This window comes from Ruegeria sp. AL11 (assembly GCF_056540865.1).
This window is the reverse complement of record NZ_JBQFXO010000001.1, coordinates 548,140-566,369: the sequence shown is the minus strand read 5'-3', so window position 1 is coordinate 566,369 and position 18,230 is coordinate 548,140. Positions and strand designations below refer to the sequence as shown.

The 18,230-nt window shown below is 57.8% G+C and carries 18 protein-coding genes; 10 read left to right on the top strand and 8 right to left on the bottom strand.

The genetic code is table 11. The features are described from left to right. Positions 1 to 56: 56 nt before the first annotated feature. The 6 genes from ACR0IP_RS02860 to ACR0IP_RS02835 form a co-directional block, all read right to left on the bottom strand. Positions 57 to 1,370 (bottom strand): branched-chain amino acid ABC transporter permease, encoded by a 1,314-nt coding sequence (locus ACR0IP_RS02860; RefSeq protein WP_170548748.1) that lies wholly within the window; start codon positions 1,368 to 1,370, stop codon positions 57 to 59. Continuing rightward, positions 1,367 to 2,377 carry a branched-chain amino acid ABC transporter permease gene (locus ACR0IP_RS02855; protein ID WP_170458185.1) on the bottom strand — a complete coding sequence of 337 codons (1,011 nt, stop codon included), beginning with the start codon at positions 2,375 to 2,377 and terminating at the stop codon, positions 1,367 to 1,369. The genes ACR0IP_RS02860 and ACR0IP_RS02855 overlap by 4 nt, the downstream gene beginning before the upstream one ends. Next, entirely contained in the window at positions 2,377 to 2,649 is a 273-nt protein-coding gene (locus ACR0IP_RS02850; protein ID WP_480523678.1) for a hypothetical protein, read from the bottom strand. The genes ACR0IP_RS02855 and ACR0IP_RS02850 overlap by 1 nt, the downstream gene beginning before the upstream one ends. A 2-nt stretch (positions 2,650 to 2,651) precedes the next feature. Continuing rightward, positions 2,652 to 3,482: an ABC transporter ATP-binding protein gene (locus ACR0IP_RS02845; RefSeq protein WP_480523676.1), complete on the bottom strand. Its 831-nt coding sequence runs from the start codon at positions 3,480 to 3,482 to the stop codon at positions 2,652 to 2,654. Further along, complete coding sequence (locus ACR0IP_RS02840; protein ID WP_170373705.1) at positions 3,479 to 4,267, bottom strand: ABC transporter ATP-binding protein; 789 nt, start codon at positions 4,265 to 4,267, stop codon at positions 3,479 to 3,481. The genes ACR0IP_RS02845 and ACR0IP_RS02840 overlap by 4 nt, the downstream gene beginning before the upstream one ends. A gap of 127 nt (positions 4,268 to 4,394) precedes the next feature. Then, a complete protein-coding gene (locus ACR0IP_RS02835; RefSeq protein WP_170458188.1) occupies positions 4,395 to 5,576 on the bottom strand; it encodes an ABC transporter substrate-binding protein in 1,182 nt (393 codons plus the stop codon). Between the two features lie 151 nt (positions 5,577 to 5,727). On the opposite strand from ACR0IP_RS02835, the gene ACR0IP_RS02830 reads away from it, so the two are divergent. Beyond that, positions 5,728 to 6,828 carry a PQQ-dependent sugar dehydrogenase gene (locus ACR0IP_RS02830; RefSeq protein ID WP_480523673.1) on the top strand — a complete coding sequence of 367 codons (1,101 nt, stop codon included), beginning with the start codon at positions 5,728 to 5,730 and terminating at the stop codon, positions 6,826 to 6,828. Between the two features lie 80 nt (positions 6,829 to 6,908). Continuing rightward, positions 6,909 to 7,436: a GNAT family N-acetyltransferase gene (locus tag ACR0IP_RS02825; protein WP_480523671.1), complete on the top strand. Its 528-nt coding sequence runs from the start codon at positions 6,909 to 6,911 to the stop codon at positions 7,434 to 7,436. Between the two features lie 6 nt (positions 7,437 to 7,442). Here ACR0IP_RS02825 and ACR0IP_RS02820 read toward each other — a convergent pair whose 3' ends face one another. Beyond that, positions 7,443 to 8,447, bottom strand: a complete 1,005-nt coding sequence (locus ACR0IP_RS02820) for a GlxA family transcriptional regulator (protein WP_170548735.1) — start codon at positions 8,445 to 8,447, stop codon at positions 7,443 to 7,445. 168 nt (positions 8,448 to 8,615) lie between these two features. Between ACR0IP_RS02820 and ACR0IP_RS02815 the strand changes: the two genes are divergently transcribed. Then, positions 8,616 to 9,986 carry a class II 3-deoxy-7-phosphoheptulonate synthase gene (locus tag ACR0IP_RS02815; protein ID WP_170373710.1) on the top strand — a complete coding sequence of 457 codons (1,371 nt, stop codon included), beginning with the start codon at positions 8,616 to 8,618 and terminating at the stop codon, positions 9,984 to 9,986. 54 nt (positions 9,987 to 10,040) lie between these two features. Here the strand turns inward: ACR0IP_RS02815 and ACR0IP_RS02810 are convergent, their stop codons facing one another. Next, positions 10,041 to 10,727 (bottom strand): PAS domain-containing protein, encoded by a 687-nt coding sequence (locus tag ACR0IP_RS02810; protein WP_480523669.1) that lies wholly within the window; start codon positions 10,725 to 10,727, stop codon positions 10,041 to 10,043. 242 nt (positions 10,728 to 10,969) lie between these two features. Here ACR0IP_RS02810 and ACR0IP_RS02805 point away from each other — a divergent pair, with 242 nt between their 5' ends. From ACR0IP_RS02805 to pstA, 7 genes are all read left to right on the top strand, one after another. After that, entirely contained in the window at positions 10,970 to 11,860 is an 891-nt protein-coding gene (locus tag ACR0IP_RS02805; RefSeq protein ID WP_480523667.1) for a YicC/YloC family endoribonuclease, read from the top strand. A 17-nt stretch (positions 11,861 to 11,877) separates the two neighbouring features. Next, positions 11,878 to 12,519, top strand: a complete 642-nt coding sequence (gene gmk / locus ACR0IP_RS02800) for a guanylate kinase (protein WP_425082787.1) — start codon at positions 11,878 to 11,880, stop codon at positions 12,517 to 12,519. Continuing rightward, complete coding sequence (locus tag ACR0IP_RS02795; protein WP_170688660.1) at positions 12,516 to 13,040, top strand: gamma carbonic anhydrase family protein; 525 nt, start codon at positions 12,516 to 12,518, stop codon at positions 13,038 to 13,040. The genes gmk and ACR0IP_RS02795 overlap by 4 nt, the downstream gene beginning before the upstream one ends. Before the next feature lie 21 nt (positions 13,041 to 13,061). Next, a complete protein-coding gene (locus ACR0IP_RS02790; RefSeq protein WP_480523664.1) occupies positions 13,062 to 14,108 on the top strand; it encodes a sensor histidine kinase in 1,047 nt (348 codons plus the stop codon). Positions 14,109 to 14,292: 184 nt separating this feature from the next. Continuing rightward, positions 14,293 to 15,333 (top strand): substrate-binding domain-containing protein, encoded by a 1,041-nt coding sequence (locus tag ACR0IP_RS02785; RefSeq protein ID WP_170676049.1) that lies wholly within the window; start codon positions 14,293 to 14,295, stop codon positions 15,331 to 15,333. 85 nt (positions 15,334 to 15,418) lie between these two features. Then, positions 15,419 to 16,891, top strand: coding sequence for a phosphate ABC transporter permease subunit PstC (pstC, locus tag ACR0IP_RS02780; protein WP_480523860.1), 1,473 nt, complete (start codon positions 15,419 to 15,421; stop codon positions 16,889 to 16,891). Next, on the top strand, positions 16,888 to 18,219 hold the full coding sequence (gene pstA / locus ACR0IP_RS02775) for a phosphate ABC transporter permease PstA (RefSeq protein WP_480523662.1): 1,332 nt from the start codon (positions 16,888 to 16,890) through the stop codon (positions 18,217 to 18,219). Before pstC ends, pstA begins: the two co-directional genes overlap by 4 nt. The last annotated feature ends 11 nt before the right edge of the window (positions 18,220 to 18,230 follow it).

Genomic DNA, 18,230 nt, shown 5'->3' with positions numbered 1-18,230 from the left:
ATCAAGAAGCCGCGCCGGTTGAGGGGCGCGGCTTCTGGATTGTGATCGCGATGCGACTATTTCTCGGGGATTAGCCCTCGGGGGCTGAATCTGAGAACAATCAGCAAGACCAGACCCATGGTGAACAACCGCATATGCGCCGCGCTTTCGATCAGATGCGCCTTCAGCGCGCTGCCATCCGGCATGCCCGAGGTAATCAGGTTCATCAGCCACAGGCCCATCGGTTCGACCTGGACCCACAAAAACCAGATCAGGAACGCACCCAGCACGGCGCCGAAATTGTTGCCCGACCCACCGACAATTACCATTACCCAGACAAGGAAGGTAAAGCGCAAGGGGTTGTAGGTGCCCGGCGTCAGCTGACCGTCCAGCGTGGTCATCATCGCACCGGCGATACCGCAGATGGCAGAGCCAAGCACAAAGATCTGTAGGTGGCGGCGGGTGACATCTTTGCCCATCGCCTCAGCCGCGACTTCATTGTCACGAATGGCGCGCATCATCCGGCCCCATGGGCTTTTGAGCGCCATCTGCGCCATCCAGAGCAGAACCAGCAGAACGATCAGGAACAGCAGCGAATAGCCCAGCTTGACCGAAAGGGTCGAGGCGATCACCGGATCAAGCCCCAGCCAGTCCGCCCGCGCAAGGAATGAAGGGTCTTGCTGCAGCTCAACTTCATAGCCCACCACGGGCGAGGGGCGCGGGATGCCATAGACGTTCTTGACGCCACGGGCCAGCCAGTCCTCGTTCTTCATGACGGCAATGATGATCTCGGCAATACCAAGGGTCGCAATCGCCAGATAGTCCGAACGCAAACCCAGAGCTGTCTTGCCAATTAGCCATGCCGCCCCTGCGGCCAGTAACCCTCCGGCAGGCCAGGCAAGCAAGACCGGCAGGTTCAGACCACCGATATTGCCGGCAACGGCAGGATCAATCGCCTCAATCGCGGCGACGTTCGGGTCAAAGATCGCACGGTAAACAAAGAAGCCGACGATGAGGATTCCGACGATAGCCAGTGTCCGCGCGCGCCCTTTGGGCATCTTCTGAGCGACCATGACGGTCGCAACAACAGTCGCGGCCCCCAGAAGCAGCGCCAGAATGACGCCATAACCGCCCTCGGACCATGCCCCGGGCGTTGGCGGGGTCGAGATCAGGACAACGGCCAGCCCACCCAAAGCCACAAAGCCCATGACGCCAACGTTGAAAAGGCCCGCAAATCCCCATTGCAGGTTCACACCAATCGACATGATGGCCGAGATCAGCCCCATGTTCAGGATCAGGATCGCGGCGTTCCAACTTTGCGTGAATCCCGTCAAAAGGATCAGCGCGCCAACTGTGACGAAAAGCAGGGTGTTCTTGGTAACCTCGCTCATACCGATTTTCCTTTGAACAGGCCTGTGGGCTTAAACAGAAGCACGATCAGCAGGATGGCAAAGCTGACGGCGAATTTGTAATCGGTAGAGAGGAACTGAACCAATCCCGACGGTTCCAGATTTTCCGGAGCCAGATAGGTCAGCACCTTCTTCCAGGCGTATGTGATGGTCACCTCGGAAAACGCGATGATGAACCCACCCGCGATGGCGCCCAGAGGGTTGCCCAAACCGCCGACAATGGCCGAGGCAAAGATCGGCAGCAGAAGCTGGAAATAGACGAAGGGTTTGAAGCTCTTGTCGAGGCCGTAAAGGACGCCCGCCGTGGTCGCCAGCGCGGCCACGATGATCCAGGTGATCATCACCACACGCTCGGGGTTGATGCCGGACAGCAGCGCCAGATCCTCATTGTCTGAATAGGCGCGCATCGACTTGCCGGTCCGGGTTTTGTTCAAAAACCAAAACAGAGCGGCCACGGCAATCACTGCGACAACGACCGTTATGGCCTGAGAAGTCTTGATAGCGAGACCTTCGTTAAGCCCTGTCCAGGCCTTGAAGTCCCGCGCCTTGATCAGGAAACGAGCACCGTCCGAGAATCTCTGATCATCCGGCCCGATGATAAACCGGACGATACCGTTCATGATGAACATCACGCCCATGGACACGATCACCAGAATAACAGGTTTGGCTTTTTGTTCGCGGTAAAAGCGATAGACCAGCCGATCGGTGATCAGCACCAGAACGATACAGCCCAAAATAGCGAAGGGCAGGGCGAGCAGAGCCGTCGGCAACGGCCCAAAGCTGACCCCTGCGGCTTGCAAGCCCCACGTAACCAGAACGGCGATCATCGCGCCAAAGGCCATCGTGTCGCCATGCGCAAAGTTCGAGAACCGCAGGATGCCGTAGATCAGCGTCACCCCCAAAGCACCAAGCGCCAACTGGCTGCCATAGGCGATTGCGGGAACAAGAACGAAGTTGGAAAGCGCCACAAGGGCGTTGAGAAAGTCCATTAGTCTTCTCTTGCTGTATAAAGTTCCGGTTGAGGCGAGTGTTTTCGCCGACCAGCAATATGCGCCAACAAACCGACTACAACACCAATCACCAAGGTAATGAGACCTTGGTCGATCGCGTCACCCGATGTCTCTACGCTTCCGAGATAGCGAGCGATTGCATCGGCGTGCCCGTCATTTTGTGTTGCCACAAAAAGCCCCATTGAGATACGTATCAACCCGAGAGCAATTGCAAGCCAAGCGATGACCTTGCCAGCATAAACAAAGAACATCCTCACCCTCCCAAGAAACTCTTACGCACTTCGGGATCGGCCAGAAGTTCCTTGCCCGTACCAGTATAGGCATTCCGCCCCTGAACCAGCACATATCCCTTATCTGCGATCTCCAAGGCCTGACGGGCATTCTGTTCGACCATCAGGATCGGCAACCCGGTGCGCGAGACCTCGATGATCCGGTCAAACAGCTCATCCATCACGATGGGCGAGACACCGGCGGTCGGTTCATCCAGCATTAGTACTTTCGGCTGTGTCATCAACGCGCGGCCCACGGCGACCTGCTGGCGCTGACCGCCTGACAGTTCTCCGGCCGCCTGATGGCGTTTGTCGCGCAGGATGGGGAACAGCTCATAGACCTGCTCCATCGTGTCGGAGAAATCGTCTCGGCGGATAAAGGCACCCATCTCAAGGTTCTCTTCCACCGTCATCGAGGTGAAGATGTTCGAAGTCTGCGGCACAAACCCCATCCCACGCATCACCCGGTCCTGCGGCGTGAGCGCGGTGATATCCTCGCCGTCCAACCGAACAGCGCCCGAGCGCACATCCAGCATGCCGAACACGGCCTTCATCGCGGTGGACTTGCCCGCGCCGTTGGGCCCAACGATGACCGCAATCTCGCCCCGGTCGACGGCGATGGTGCAATCGTGCAGAATGTCCGGCCCTTTGCCGTAGCCACCTGTCATCGTGTCGCCGATCAGAAACGGCCCACCAACGACCTTTTGAGTTGCGCCGCTTTTGCGATGGGCCGGGGTCATTGTGCCGACGCCATGCGTGTTCGTGATAGACGCGTCCTTGTTGCCCTTGTCGTCGTGATAAGGATTATCGCTCACGCCCCGGCCTCCAGCTTGTCTTTGTTTTTCAGGCCGGTGCCCAGATAGGCCTCGATCACGTGTTCATTGGCTTTGATCTCGTCCAGGGTTCCCTCGGCCAGCACCTTGCCCTCGGCCATACAAATGACGGGGTCACAAATCTTGCCGATAAAATCCATGTCATGTTCGATGACGACGAAGGTATAGCCACGTTCTTTGTTCAGACGCAGGATCGTGTCGCCAATGGTCATCAGCAGGGTGCGGTTCACACCCGCGCCGACTTCGTCCAGAAACACGATCTTGGCGTCGACCATCATGGTGCGACCAAGCTCCAGTAGCTTCTTCTGCCCGCCCGAGACCTGACCAGCCTTGTGATCGGCCAGATGCTCGATGGTCAGGAACTCCAGCACCTCATCAGCCTTGGCCCGCAGCGCGCGCTCCTCATCAGCAATCCTTTTGCGACCGAACCATGTGTTCCAAAGCGATTCCCCGGATTGCGCACCGGGCACCATCATCAGGTTCTCGCGACAGGACATCGACGAGAACTCATGCGCGATCTGGAAGGTACGCAGCAGGCCCTTGTGAAACAGCTCATGTGGGGGCAGGCCGGTGATATCTTCACCATCCATCACCACCTTACCGCTGGTTGGAGGCAAGACACCCGCGATCACATTGAACAAAGTGGTTTTTCCGGCCCCGTTCGGTCCGATCAGACCGGTGATCGAGCCCTTTTGGATTTCCAGCGATGCCCCGTCCACCGCATGAAACCCGCCGAAATGCTTATGCACGTCTTCGACGACGATCATCTTTTCCCCTAGCCGCCGTTTTCCGGCGTTGTTGCCACATCCCTGTGCGAATGGTGCGGGCTTTTGTCATTGAAACAGCCCGGACACAAGGCCCGGGCTGCTTGTTTTTATGACTGTTAACCTTGGATCAACGGAAGTTGACGGTTTTGTTCTCGCCGTCGGTGACTTCGATCTCACGGTAAGAACCCGCGCTTTCACCGGGGCCAATCAGCTCAACACCAGAGGCACCGACATAGTCGATCTCCTGACCGGCAGCGAGCAGTTCCAAACCCTTGGCCAGCTCACCCGGATAAATCTTCTCACCAGGTTCGTTGGCGACGTCCATGATCTTGGAGCCATAATCTGCCGGGTTGGTCGAGCCTGCGGCCTGCATGGCCAGCATGAACAAGGCAGCGGCGTCATAGGACTCAGGTGAATAGGGCGACGAGCCGTCAAAACCGGCAGCTTCGGCCATGGCAAAGTACTTCTCAGCACCTTCGCCACCCGAACCGGCGATCTGACCGAACGATCCGTTCAGGTCCGGACCGACATTGGCAGGCAGCGAGTCCCCGATCATGCCGCCAGGCAAACCGAACGTATCAAACGCACCGCTGTCCAGAGCCGACTGGATGATGCCCAGGCCGCCTTGATCCAGATAGCCCGCAACGACCAGAATGTCGCCACCGGCTGAGGCCAGCGCGCCAACTTCAGCTGAGTAGTCGGCCTTCCCGTCTTCGTGCGCTGCGACGATGGTGACTTCGCCACCCGAGGCCTCGAACGACGACTGGATCGCATCCGCCAGACCCTTGCCGTAGTCGTTGTTGGTGTAGGTCAGAGCGATCGAGCTGATGCCGCGATCGTTCAGGATGTCGGCCATCACCTGACCTTCACGCGCATCCGACGGCGCGGTGCGGAAGAACAGGCCGTTGTCTTCCATGGTCGACAGACCGGGCGAGGTGGCCGATGGCGAGATCATCACCATGCCATTCGGAATCGCGACGTTCTGCAGGATCGCGCCGGTGACGCCCGAGCAGTCACCGCCGATGATGCCAGCAACACCGTCTGCGATCATGCGCTCGCCGTTCGACGTGGACAGGCCGTTATCGATGCAGCCGGTATCTGCGCGTGTCGCGGTCACGGTTGCTCCGTCCAGCAGCTTGCCGGATTCGGTGACTTCAGCCATCGCCATCTCGGCGCCCGAACCCATGGCAGGCGCCAGCGATTCAATCGGACCGGTGAAGCCGAACAGAACGCCCAGCTTGACGTCTTCGGCCATTGCGGTACCCGCCAGCAGAGCGGAGGCTGCAGTTGCAGTCAGCAGCTTTTTCATATGGTTACTCCCTATTGTGAACGTATTCGTTCTGCGCATGACCCTAGGCAAGCAATCCGGAAAAGAAAAGTCCTAACGCAATCGTGTTTTTACGCTCCATAATCCTATTTGTTCTCATGGTGATAACGCTGTCAGTCTGAAAGGAAGTCCCATGACGCCCAGACCCTTTGCGATTCTTGCCTTGATGATCAGCGCAGGTCTCGCCTCCGCTGAGGAGCTTGAGACATCCCAAGGTCCGGTTCGGATCGAGCCGATGATCGAGGGACTGGATGCGCCTTGGGCCGTCGGCATCCTGCCCGATGGATCGTTTCTGGTGACCGAACGGGATGGCGATGTGCTCTATGTGTCTGACGGGAAATCTCAAAAAGTGAAGGGGGTTCCGAAAGTGGCCGCCAGAGGGCAGGGCGGCTTGCTTGACGTGACCATCGCGAGAGATTTCCCACAGACGCGTGAGGTCTTCCTGACCTTCTCGAAACCTCAGAGCACTGGGGCTGGCACCGCGCTGGCCGTCGCGCGACTGTCGGAGAACGGCAAACGCCTGACCAACACGCGCATCCTGTTCGAGGCCACGCCCGGAGGGTCGGGCGGGCGTCACTTTGGCTCTCGGGTGGTCGAGGCCGAGGACGGCAGTTTGTTTGTCACCATCGGGGATCGGGGGGATCAACCGGAGGCTCAGAACCGCTCAAACCCTATCGGGTCGATTATCCGCATCAACCGCGATGGCTCGGTTCCTGCAGACAACCCGTTTGTCGGGCAGGCGGATATTCGGCCCGAGATCTGGTCCTACGGGCACCGCAACCCTCAGGGTGCCGATCTGGACGCGCAGGGGCGTCTTTGGACATCCGAGCATGGCGCGCGCGGAGGGGACGAGGTTAACCTCGTGCAACCGGGGCTAAACTACGGGTGGCCCGTCATTTCCTATGGCAAGCACTACTCGGGCAAGACGATAGGCGAAGGCACTGCCAAAGAAGGGATGGAACAGCCGCGCCACTATTGGGACCCTTCCATCGCGCCCTCGGGCTTGATGGTCTATTCCGGTGCGCTCTGGCCGGAATGGAGAGGCGACATCTTCGTGGGATCGCTCAAGTTTGACTATATCGCCCGACTGGACGGCACGCCGCTGTTTGAGGTCGAACAGATCAAAGGCCCCGAAACTGAACGGGTCCGGGACATCGTTGAGGCCCCGGACGGGTCAATCTGGTTCATTTCCGTAGGCAATGGCGCGGTTTTCCGGCTTTCCCCGGATAGGTAGATCAGTGCTCGCCCTCCTTGACTGTTGCCGACTAACCGAGCTTGATCCTGTGTCAAGAAACCATCTGAAGGTACGGTCCATTGTCCGACTTTTCGATTGAAATGTGTGACACGCTGCCAGACCAGGATGAGTTGAACGGCATCCTGTCCCAATATTACGCGTTGATTGTAGAGCGCATGACGGCCATGGGGTTTGACATCGATCCGGCTGCGCCGCAAAGCGCGCTGGCCGAATTTTGGGCACACTCAGAAGACTATCTGCCGCCAAACGGGTGCCTGGTTCTGGCGCGAGACAGCACGGGTAAAATCATCGGCTGTGGCATGATGAAACGGCTGGATCAGCACACCGGCGAATTGAAACGCGTGTTCGTGACCGAAACCGCGCGCGGCACAGGTGCGGGGCGTGCCATGATACAAGCCCGAGAAGACGCAGCCCGCGCTCTGGGGTTAAAGCGCCTTGTAGCTGACACGCTTACTCCGAATGTCGAAATGAGGGACCTGTATCCGAAACTGGGATTTGTCGAAATGTCCGAACCCATTGAGACGACGACCTATCTGGATCAGCCCATGCTCAGGCCCCATCTGCACTATTTTGCAAAAACTCTTTAGCCCGCGTCAGACGGACAGCCGCCCCGATTGAGCCCCACGCTCACGGTAAGGCGTGGTGTTGTAATGCGCCCGGTAGCATTTCGAGAAATGGCTCGGAGAGGCAAATCCGCAGGCCAGAGCTACGTTGATCACGCTCATATCCGTCTGCATCAGCAGGTTGCGGGCTTTGTGCAACCGCAACTCCATGTAGTACCGCTTGGGTGAGCGGCTCAGGTAGCGACGGAACAGACGCTCCAGTTGACGGGTCGACATGCCGACATCCTTGGCCAGAATCGAAGGCGAGATCGGCTCTTCAATGTTCTTTTCCATCATCAGAATGACCTGGCTCAGCTTTGGATGCCGGACCCCAATTCGGGTGGGCGTAGACAAGCGCTGTGTGTCCTGATCTGTGCGGATCGAAGAATAGATCATCTGATCGGCCACCGCGCTGGCCAGACCCTCGCCATAGTCATTCGCGATCAGCTTCAGCATAAGATCGATGGATGAGGTGCCCCCCGCGGTGGTCATCCGGTTGCCGTCGACCTGAAACACGGATTTGGTCAGTTCCACATTGTCGAACTCTTCAATGAAGCTGTCCGAGTTCTCCCAGTGGATCGTCGCACGCTTACCCTCCAGCAGCCCCGCCTTGGCAAGCGAATAGGCTGCCGTACACAAACCACCGATCCGCAGCCCCTTGCGGGCCTCGCGCCGCATCCAGTTCAGAATCTTTTTGGTGGTTGCGGTTTTTACCTCGACCCCGCCGCAGATCAGAACGATGTCATCACGCTGCAGCTCAATCAGGTCCTGATCCAGCTTGAAAGTCGTGCCTGCCGAGCAGGTAATTGTATCGCCACCTTCACCGATCAAAGACCACGTATAGACAGGCTTATCAGCCATACGATTGGCAATGCGCAGGCTGTCCAGAGCCGACGCAAAGGACAAAAGCGAAAATCCATCCAATAAGACGAATACAAAATTGATCGGCTTGTCGACGTTACCGTCGACTTTGACAACTTGGCGTTGTTCTTGCATGGGTTTTTGTCCTTGATTCGGTGGCCGATGCGCCTTGGGCGCGCATGATTTGACAGATACCATGATCAAAGCTTGTTTACGACGTCAAGAGCCGCAAATCGGATATGGTCTCTCTTCCCGGCTTTTTGTATAGAGACCACCTGAATACTATCAGCGGAGATCAAGGCTATGACCGAATGGCAAAAATCGAACTGGCGCAACAAGCCCCGGGTTCAGATGCCAGACTATACCGACGCGGCCGCGCTGGCCAAAGTCGAGGCGCAGCTTTCGCAGTATCCCCCGCTGGTCTTTGCCGGTGAGGCGCGGCGTCTCAAGCAACATCTGGGTGCCGCCGGTCGCGGCGAGGCTTTCCTGTTGCAGGGCGGGGATTGTGCTGAAAGCTTTGAACAATTCAGCGCGGATGCGATCCGTGACACGTTCAAAGTGATGCTGCAAATGGCGATGGTTTTGACCTATGGCGCCAAGGTGCCGGTGGTCAAAGTGGGCCGTATGGCTGGGCAGTTTGCCAAACCGCGTAGCGCACCGACCGAGGTTGTGGATGGCGTTGAGCTGCCCAGCTACCGTGGCGACATCATCAACGAGCTGGACTTCACGCCCGAGGCGCGGATTCCGAATCCGTCCAAGATGCTGCAGGCCTACACACAGGCCGCCGCCACGCTGAACCTGCTGCGCGCGTTCTCGACCGGTGGTTTCGCCGACATGAGCCGCGTGCATTCTTGGACGCTGGGCTTCACGGATGAACAGGACGTTCAGAAATACTCCGAGATTGCCGACCGCATTCAAGACACGATCGACTTCATGGGCGCAGCGGGTATCACCGCTGAAACAACGCATGAGTTCTCGACCGTTGAGTTCTACACCAGCCACGAAGGGCTGCTGCTGGAATATGAAGAGGCGCTGACCCGTTTGGATTCGACTTCTGGCAACTGGCTGGCAGGTTCGGGTCATATGATCTGGATCGGTGACCGCACCCGTCAGCCTGACGGCGCGCATGTGGAATTCTGCCGTGGCGTGCAGAACCCGATTGGTCTGAAATGTGGCCCGACCACAACGGCCGAGGACCTCAAGGTTCTGATGTCCAAGTTGAACCCCGAAAACGAAGAGGGTCGACTAACACTGATCGCTCGCTTCGGTGCAGGCAAGGCGGGCGAGCATCTGCCGCGTCTGGTGAAAGCAGTCAAAGAAGAGGGCGCCAAGGTCACTTGGGTCTGCGACCCGATGCACGGCAATACGATCAAATCGGCCACCGGGTACAAAACCCGCCCGTTCGATTCGGTCCTGCGCGAAGTGCGGGACTTCTTTGGCGTGCATCAGGCCGAAGGCACCATCCCCGGTGGTGTGCATTTCGAGATGACCGGTCTGGACGTCACCGAATGCACCGGCGGCGTGCGTGCCGTGACCGAAGAGGACCTCTCGGACCGGTACCACACGGCGTGCGACCCGCGTTTGAACGCGTCGCAATCGTTGGAACTGGCCTTCCTGGTCGCCGAAGAACTGACCAACCTGCGCCGCGACCGCACCAAGCGCGAAGCAAGCTAAGGTTCAATCAATCAAAGAAAACGGCGGGTCCTTAGCCCGCCGTTTTTCTTTGGATCAGTCGTCGCGCGATGCAACCAGCCTGAGGTGCCCTTTGGGGCGTTTGAACTCTGCCTTGCCCTCGGCAAAGCCCTCAGCAAAACCGTCCGTGACTTCCAGCTTTGGCTTGGCCGGCGCCTGAACCTCGCTCACCGGTTTGATCCGGCTGTCTTGGATCGAGAAGCGGCGCGGTGTCGCTCCGATCGCGCCGTCACTGACCATGACGCCCATGACGCGGCTGACATCCCCCAGATCGCTTTTCAGCGGCAAAAGCAGCATATGCGCCTGCATCCGGGCGCGCCCGAACGCGCCGCTGGACACCATATCCAATTCGGCAATTGCGGGGTTGGCAAAGACCTGCTCTAGAGCATTCGTGGCGGTCTTACGCGCCTCGGGGTCGAAAAACGCGGTCAGAGGCATGCCGCGCACTTCCATCCCGGCCAGCTTGTTCAGGTGGCTGCCCGCGAGGCGAAACCGGGCCAGGCCGGGGGCAATCCGCTCGAGGATGAAGGTGTATTCCAGAATATTCTCAAGCCCGCGCGGATCAATCTGCGACCGCATAGGCACCTCATTGCCGTCAAGCAACGCGGTCCAGTAGGCCTCGGCCTGGCGGATCGGTGAGAGGCTGCGCCCGCTGTCAAAGCGATCCATTGCGACAATCTTTCCAAGTTTGGACTTCGAGCCAGTCTCGAAAAAGGTTCCCATTTTCATAACCCTAGCGCCTAATCACCGTCATTTTCATAAAATGCAACATATCGGAGGCATTTTCGGCCAAACGACCGAGCTAGAGACATGATTGACACGGGTTGAGTCAATTTTGGAGTAATTCTTTAACGAATGGTTAACTTCTGTCGGAGAGCTGCCGTCTAAGCAAACTCTTGCTCTGCACCGGGCAATGGCATTAGGTGCGGCAGACACGAAGACTGACAGCGATGGAAAGGGCAGTGATGATCAAATCCATGACCGGGTTCGCCTCGGGCAAGGGAGAGTTCGGCCCCCATAGCTGGACATGGGAGCTGCGCAGCGTGAACGGCAAAGGGCTGGACATGCGCATCCGCGTCCCCGATTGGCTCACTGGCCTTGAGGCCGCGTTGCGGGCCGTTCTGTCCAAATCGCTGAGCCGGGGCAATGTGACCCTGTCATTGCGGATTAGCCGAGATGAGTCCCAGCCGGATCTTGCTTTGAACACGGTTGCGATGTCGGCGGCCTTGGATGCCTTGCAACAGACACAAGCCATGGCCGAGGCAAGGGGGATGGAACTCGCCCCCTCCAAAGCAAGTGATCTACTGACCCTTAAAGGCATGCTGGATGCAGGTGCCGAGGCCGACGATCCGGCGCCGCTGGTCGCGCAGATGACCACCGAGTTCACTCCGCTTTTGGCAGCGTTTCTCGAGATGCGTCAGACCGAAGGCGAGGCTCTAGCCGCGATCCTGGCGTCTCAGTTAGATCAGGTTGCGGCATTGACGTCGAAGGCCGCCGAACTGGCCGAACAGCGCAAGGACAAGATGGCCGAAGCGCTGCGCGAAAACCTCTCCCGCGTGCTGGACAACGCCCAAGGGGTCGAACCTGAGAGAGTGGCGCAGGAACTCGCCCTGATCGCCGTCAAGGCCGACATCACCGAAGAGATCGACCGCCTCAGCGCCCATGTCACCGCCGCGCGGGACCTTCTGGCGCAGGATGGTGCGGTTGGCCGCAAGCTGGATTTCCTGATGCAGGAATTCAACCGCGAAGCAAACACCCTTTGCTCCAAGGCACAAAGCGCCGATCTGACCTCGGTCGGGTTGGAATTGAAGGCGGTGATCGACCAGATGCGCGAGCAGGTACAAAACGTTGAATAACAGTAGGAAGAACTGACATGGCAGATCGCCGCGGCCTCCTTATCATCCTGTCATCCCCGTCGGGCGCGGGTAAATCCACCTTGGCCCGCAGACTGATGACCTGGGATACCGAACTCGAATTCTCGATCTCAGCCACAACCCGCGAACCACGTCCGGGTGAGGAACATGGCCGCGAATACTACTTCTTGTCGGAAGACGAGTTCAAACAGCAGGTGGCCGATGGGCAAATGCTGGAACACGCGCATGTCTTCGGCAACTTCTATGGCTCACCAGCTGGACCTGTGCGCGAATCCATCGAGTCCGGCAAGGACGTGCTGTTCGACGTGGACTGGCAGGGCGAGGTGCAGATCCGTAACTCGGACCTCGGCAAACACGCGCTGTCGATTTTCATTCTGCCGCCCTCGATCCCGGAACTACGCCGCCGGTTGGAAAGCCGGGCTCAGGACAGCGCCGATGTGATCGGCAAGCGCATGCTGAAAAGTTGGGATGAGATCAGCCACTGGGGCTACTACGACTATGTATTGGTGAATGACGATCTGGATTCGACAGAGGAAAAGCTGAAGACCATAGTCAGCGCCGAACGGATGCGACGCATACAGCAACCGAAACTGCAAAACCACGTCCGAACCCTGCAGATGGAATTCGAGGAGCAGTCATGACGATCTACGCGCTAGGAGATCACACGCCCCAAATCCACGAAGACACCTGGGTTGCGCCGGACGCCAATCTGATCGGCAAGGTGGTGCTCGAAGAGGGCGCCTCGGTCTGGTTTGGCTGCACGATCCGGGCGGAACACGAAGAAATCCGCGTCGGCGCGGGCAGTAATGTGCAAGAGCACTGCGTCATGCATGTCGACCCTGGTTTTCCGCTGACCATCGAGGCGAACTGTACCATTGGGCACAAAGTGATGCTGCATGGCTGCACGATCGGTGAGAACTCTCTGATCGGGATGGGGGCGATCATTCTGAACGGTGCGAAGATCGGCAAGAACTGCCTGATCGGGGCAGGGGCGCTGATCACGGAAAACAAAGAGATCCCCGACAACTCGCTGGTCATGGGGTCTCCGGGTAAGGTGGTTCGTCAGCTTGATGAGGCCGCAGCCCAGCGGAACACACTCAGCGCGCTGCACTATCAGCAGAACATGCGCAAATTCAGGGACACCCTGAAACCGTTGGCTTAAGCGGCAGGAAATCAATCGGACATGGCTGAAAACCTTCTGGAAGAATATGTGTTGGCCATTCCGATGCCCGCGCTTCTGGTCGACCAGACCGAACGGATCATCGCCGCCAATACCGACGCCAAAACCCTGCTGAGCCAGAACATCACGGGCCGTCATTTTGCGACGATCCTCAGGCAGCCTCAGGTCATTGAAGCGATTGAACAAAGCCTCCGCAGTAAGGGTCCGGCCAAGACGCGGCACCTTTCAAATGATGGCGCGCAGGATACGACCTTCGAGGTGATTTGCCGCTATATGAACGGCATCGGTGCGGTGTCGGGCGGGGCGGTGCTGACAATCTTTCAGGACATCACGCATCTGGAACAAGCCAGCCAGATGCGTCGCGATTTCGTCGCCAATGTCAGTCATGAACTCCGCACCCCTCTGACCGCTTTGATGGGTTTCATCGAAACCCTGCGGGGTCCGGCTCGAGATGACGACGCTGCGCGTGAGCGCTTTCTACAAATCATGACGGATGAGGCAAACCGCATGAACCGCCTTGTAGGCGATCTTTTGTCGCTCAACCGGGTCGAAAGCGAGGAACGCGTGCGCCCGAAAGAGGAAGTGGAACTGACGGGCCTGCTGCAATCCACACTGAACTCTATGCGCCCTCTGGCCGATGATGCTGAGGTGGTGCTGACGCTTGATGCGCCTGAGGATCCGGTGACCATGACCGGTGACAGCGATCAGTTGCGTCAGGTGTTTACCAACTTGGTCGAGAACGGCATCAAATATGGCGGCAGCGGCGGCAGTGTCGAATTGCGCGTGACCACCTCAGAGAGGGACACAGCCATGCGCGGTCCGGCAGTTCGGGTTCAAATCATCGACCGGGGGCCTGGCATTGATTCCGTTCACCTGCCGCGACTCACCGAACGGTTCTATCGCGCCGACAGTCACAGATCGCGCCAATTGGGCGGAACCGGGCTTGGACTCGCGATTGTGAAGCATATCGTCAACCGTCACCGCGGGCGCCTTCGGGTGGAAAGCGATTTAGGAAAAGGCACTGTTTTTACGGTGATTTTACCACGCTAGAGAGCGGGTTTCCGCAAAGCCAACATGGCCGTGCCAAAAGATTTATGACAGCAGGACACAAGAAAAACCCCGCTTGTCATAAAACTGTTACGTACCTGTCACAAAAGCCTTACGCACGGGGCCTAGTGGTTCGCGCAAGATCATCATGGGGGTGATCGAAAACCCAATCCTCAGGGAGACTGAAATGTCCTTTGTAAAACTGTCGGCTTCTGCGCTGGCTATCGCTGCTGTCTCGGCCACTGCTGCTGCTGCGCGTGACAACGTTCAGGTTGCCGGTTCGTCGACCGTTCTGCCTTATGCCTCGATCGTTGCGGAACTGTTTGGTGAAAACACCGACTTCCCGACACCTGTTGTTGAATCCGGCGGTTCGTCGGCTGGCCTGAAGCGTTTCTGTGAAGGTGTTGGCGAAAACACCATCGACGTTGCAAACGCATCGCGCGCCATCCGTGAAAAAGAGATCAAAGCCTGTGCCGAAAACGGCGTGACCGACATCATGGAAGTCCGCATCGGCTATGACGGCATCGTGTTCGCCAGCCAGCAGACCGGCCCGGCCTTCAACGCATTTGAGCCTTCGGACATCTTCAACGCTCTGGGCGCGAAGGTTCTGAAAGATGGCGAGATCGTCGACAACCCATACAATACTTGGGCCGAATTCAACGGCGACCTGCCTGACGTTGAAATCGCGGGCTTCATCCCCGGCACCAAGCACGGCACACGTGAAGTGTTCGAAGAAAAAGTTCTGCTGATCGGCTGTGAAGCAACTGGCGCCATGGAAGCAATGATCGCTGGCGGGATGAGCGAAGATGACGCGGAAGATGCATGCTTGGCTGTTCGTACCGATGGCAAATCAGTCGACATCGACGGTGACTACACCGAGACCCTGGCCCGTATCGACACCAACCCGAACGGCATCGGCGTCTTCGGTCTGGCGTTCTACGAGAACAACACCGACAAGCTGAAAGTTGCGACCATGTCGGGTATCGCACCATCGACCGAGACCATCTCGACCGGTGAATACCCTGTATCGCGTCCGCTGTTCTTCTACGTAAAGAAAGCCCACATCGGCGTGATCCCTGGTCTGAAAGAATACGCTCAGTTCTTCGTCGCTGACGAAATCGCTGGCCCCTCGAGCCCGTTGGCCAACTATGGTCTGGTTGCCGACCCTGAGCTGGCAAAAACTCAGGAAGCGATCAACAACGAAGTGACCATGGGTTCGGGCAGCTAAGCCTATCTATGGATGAATGTTTGGGGCGGCGGAATTCGCCGTCCCTTTCTGCGACTTTCGCCCAGTCTAGAATAGTGGGGATATGATGCCGATATTTTGGCTTGTTCTGATCGTTTTGGCGATCGCTGTGCTCGGCTATGTTCTGGGACGGGCCCGCGCAATTCAAAGCGCAGGAGGCGAACCGCGAGACTTGCATTCGCTGCCAGCCTATTACGGCGCAAATGTTCTATTGAAAACGATTGTCCCGGCTTTTGGCCTTCTTATTATTTGGCTGCTCGTTCAGCCGTTGTACATTAATTCCAAGGTCTCGGGCATGATCCCCGATACAAGTGTCAAAGAGGGTTCTTCCCTTAGCTTGGTCATGGCCGAGGTGCGTCGCACGGCAAGCGGCCTGCAAGCCGCTGTTTCGCAGGGCAATATGACCGAAGCAGCTGCTAGTGACCCCCAAGCCGATCTGACCGAAGTGACTCAGAATTTGAAAGATGCGGGTCAGGTGGTTACATCCGATATCACCCAACCGGTGCTGAACGCAGCGCAGAGCCATCGCGCGTTAAATGCAACCGGATATGGAATCATGACCGTCGCGGTTCTGGTGGTGGCACTGATTGGCGCCGGGGCAGGCTGGATGCAAACCAAGGCGGACTATCGCGCCCGCAACGTTGTTGAGCAGGGTGTACGCTTTCTACTCCTAGCAGCGGCCTCGATTGCTATTCTGACCACCGTTGGCATTGTTTTGTCGCTGGTTTTCAATACGTGGGAGTTTTTTAAGCTCTACCCCGCGCCAGAGTTCTTTTTTGGCCTGACCTGGTCGCCCAGCTTTTCGGGCCGGGGCGGGTTGTCGGAACTTGGGATCATCCCACTGCTTTGGGGCACGCTCTATATCTCTATCGTTGCTCTACTGGTGGCTGTGCCGATTGGGCTGTTTGCTGCGATTTACCTCAGCGAATATGCATCGCCCGCCGTGCGGTCTGTTGCCAAGCCGTTGCTGGAGGTTCTGGCGGGCATTCCAACCATCGTATACGGCTTGTTCGCCCTGCTGACCGTCGGTCCTCTTTTGTTGGACGTGTTTGGTGATAACGGATTGGGCTGGATGAAGGCAGGTACGGCCGTGATGACAGCTGGTCTGGTGATGGGCATCATGCTAATCCCCTTTGTGTCTTCGCTATCCGACGACATCATCAACGCCGTGCCACAAGCGATGCGTGACGGGTCCTATGGCCTGGGCGCTACGCAGTCCGAGACCATTCGTCAGGTGGTTCTGCCTGCCGCGCTGCCGGGCATCGTAGGTGCGATCCTGCTGGCGGCCTCACGTGCTATTGGTGAGACCATGATCGTGGTTCTGGGGGCAGGGGCAGCCGCTCGGCTTAGCCTGAACCCGTTTGAGGCGATGACAACCGTCACCGCAAAAATTGTAAGCCAGCTGACCGGCGACGCAGACTTTGCCTCGCCAGAAGCGCTGGTTGCCTTTGCGCTTGGCATGACACTGTTCGTTGTCACGCTGGGCCTGAACGTCTTTGCCCTTTACATCGTGCGTAAGTACCGGGAGCAGTACGAATGACCGACGCAAGCATGCAAAACCCAGAAACGGGTCGCCAAGCTGTTTCCCTGACTGCATATGATGTGCGGACCCGAAAACGCGCAAAGGCAGAAAAACGCTTCCGTGCCTATGGTATCGTTGCCATCGCGACCGGTCTGTTCTTCCTGATCGTCCTGTTCGCATCGATCCTGTCCGAGGGTATTCCGGCCTTCACACGGACCGTTGTCAGCGTAGAGTTCACCCTGACCCAGCAAGAGCAGGAAGAGGCCGAAGGCACGCTGTTCAAAACCAAAGCCTATTCGGACCTATTCATCGCGGCACTGAACAAAGAGCTCGATGAAAGTGGTCTCCAAGTTGATTTCGACGAAGCAGCAATCGAGCGTCTGCTGGGTAAGGTTGGCGGAACCATCCGGACCTTCTATGCAGACAACCCGGACAAACTTGGAGAGCCCATCGAGTTTGATCTAGCGGCCTCAAGCCGCGTTGATGGATACTTTAAGGGCCGGGTGTCGCGTGACACCATACAGGATAGTCGCTTCCTCCAGAAAAGCGATCTGGATCTGGTCGATGCACTTAAGGAAGCTGGAATCATCAAACAGGTCTTCAACTGGCCGTTCATCACAGGGGCAGACTCGGGCGTGGACAACCCTGGCGGCGCCGGCATTGGTGCTTCGGTTGTAGGATCGTTCTTCATGATGCTGGTGGTTCTGGCGCTTTCGCTGCCAATTGGCGTAGCCGCGTCGATCTATCTGGAAGAATTCGCGCCGCAAAACAGGTTCACCGATCTGATTGAGGTGAATATCTCGAACCTGGCTGCGGTTCCTTCGATCGTTTTTGGTATCCTTGGTCTGGCTGTCTTCATTCAGTTCATGCACTTGCCCCAATCGGCCCCACTGGTCGGTGGTCTGGTGCTGACCTTGATGACCTTGCCGACGATCATCATCTCGACTCGGGCGTCGCTGAAAGCGGTTCCGCCGTCGATCCGTGATGCCGCGCTTGGGGTAGGGGCTTCCAAAATGCAAGCCGTTTTCCACCACGTTCTGCCGCTGGCCGCGCCCGGTATCCTGACCGGCACAATCATTGGTCTGGCGCAGGCGCTGGGGGAAACCGCTCCGCTTTTGCTGATCGGGATGGTGGGCTTTGTTGCCCGTGGCTACCCAGACGGATTCCTTGCCGGATTCACGGAACCAAACTCAGCCATGCCTGCTCAGATTTACACTTGGGCTGCGCGCGCAGACGTTGGGTTCTACGAAAAAGCTTGGGGCGGGATCATCATCCTTTTGATTTTCCTGCTGACAATGAACATCATCGCAATCATTCTGCGCCGCCGCTTTGAACGCCGCTGGTAAGAAGGGCAGAC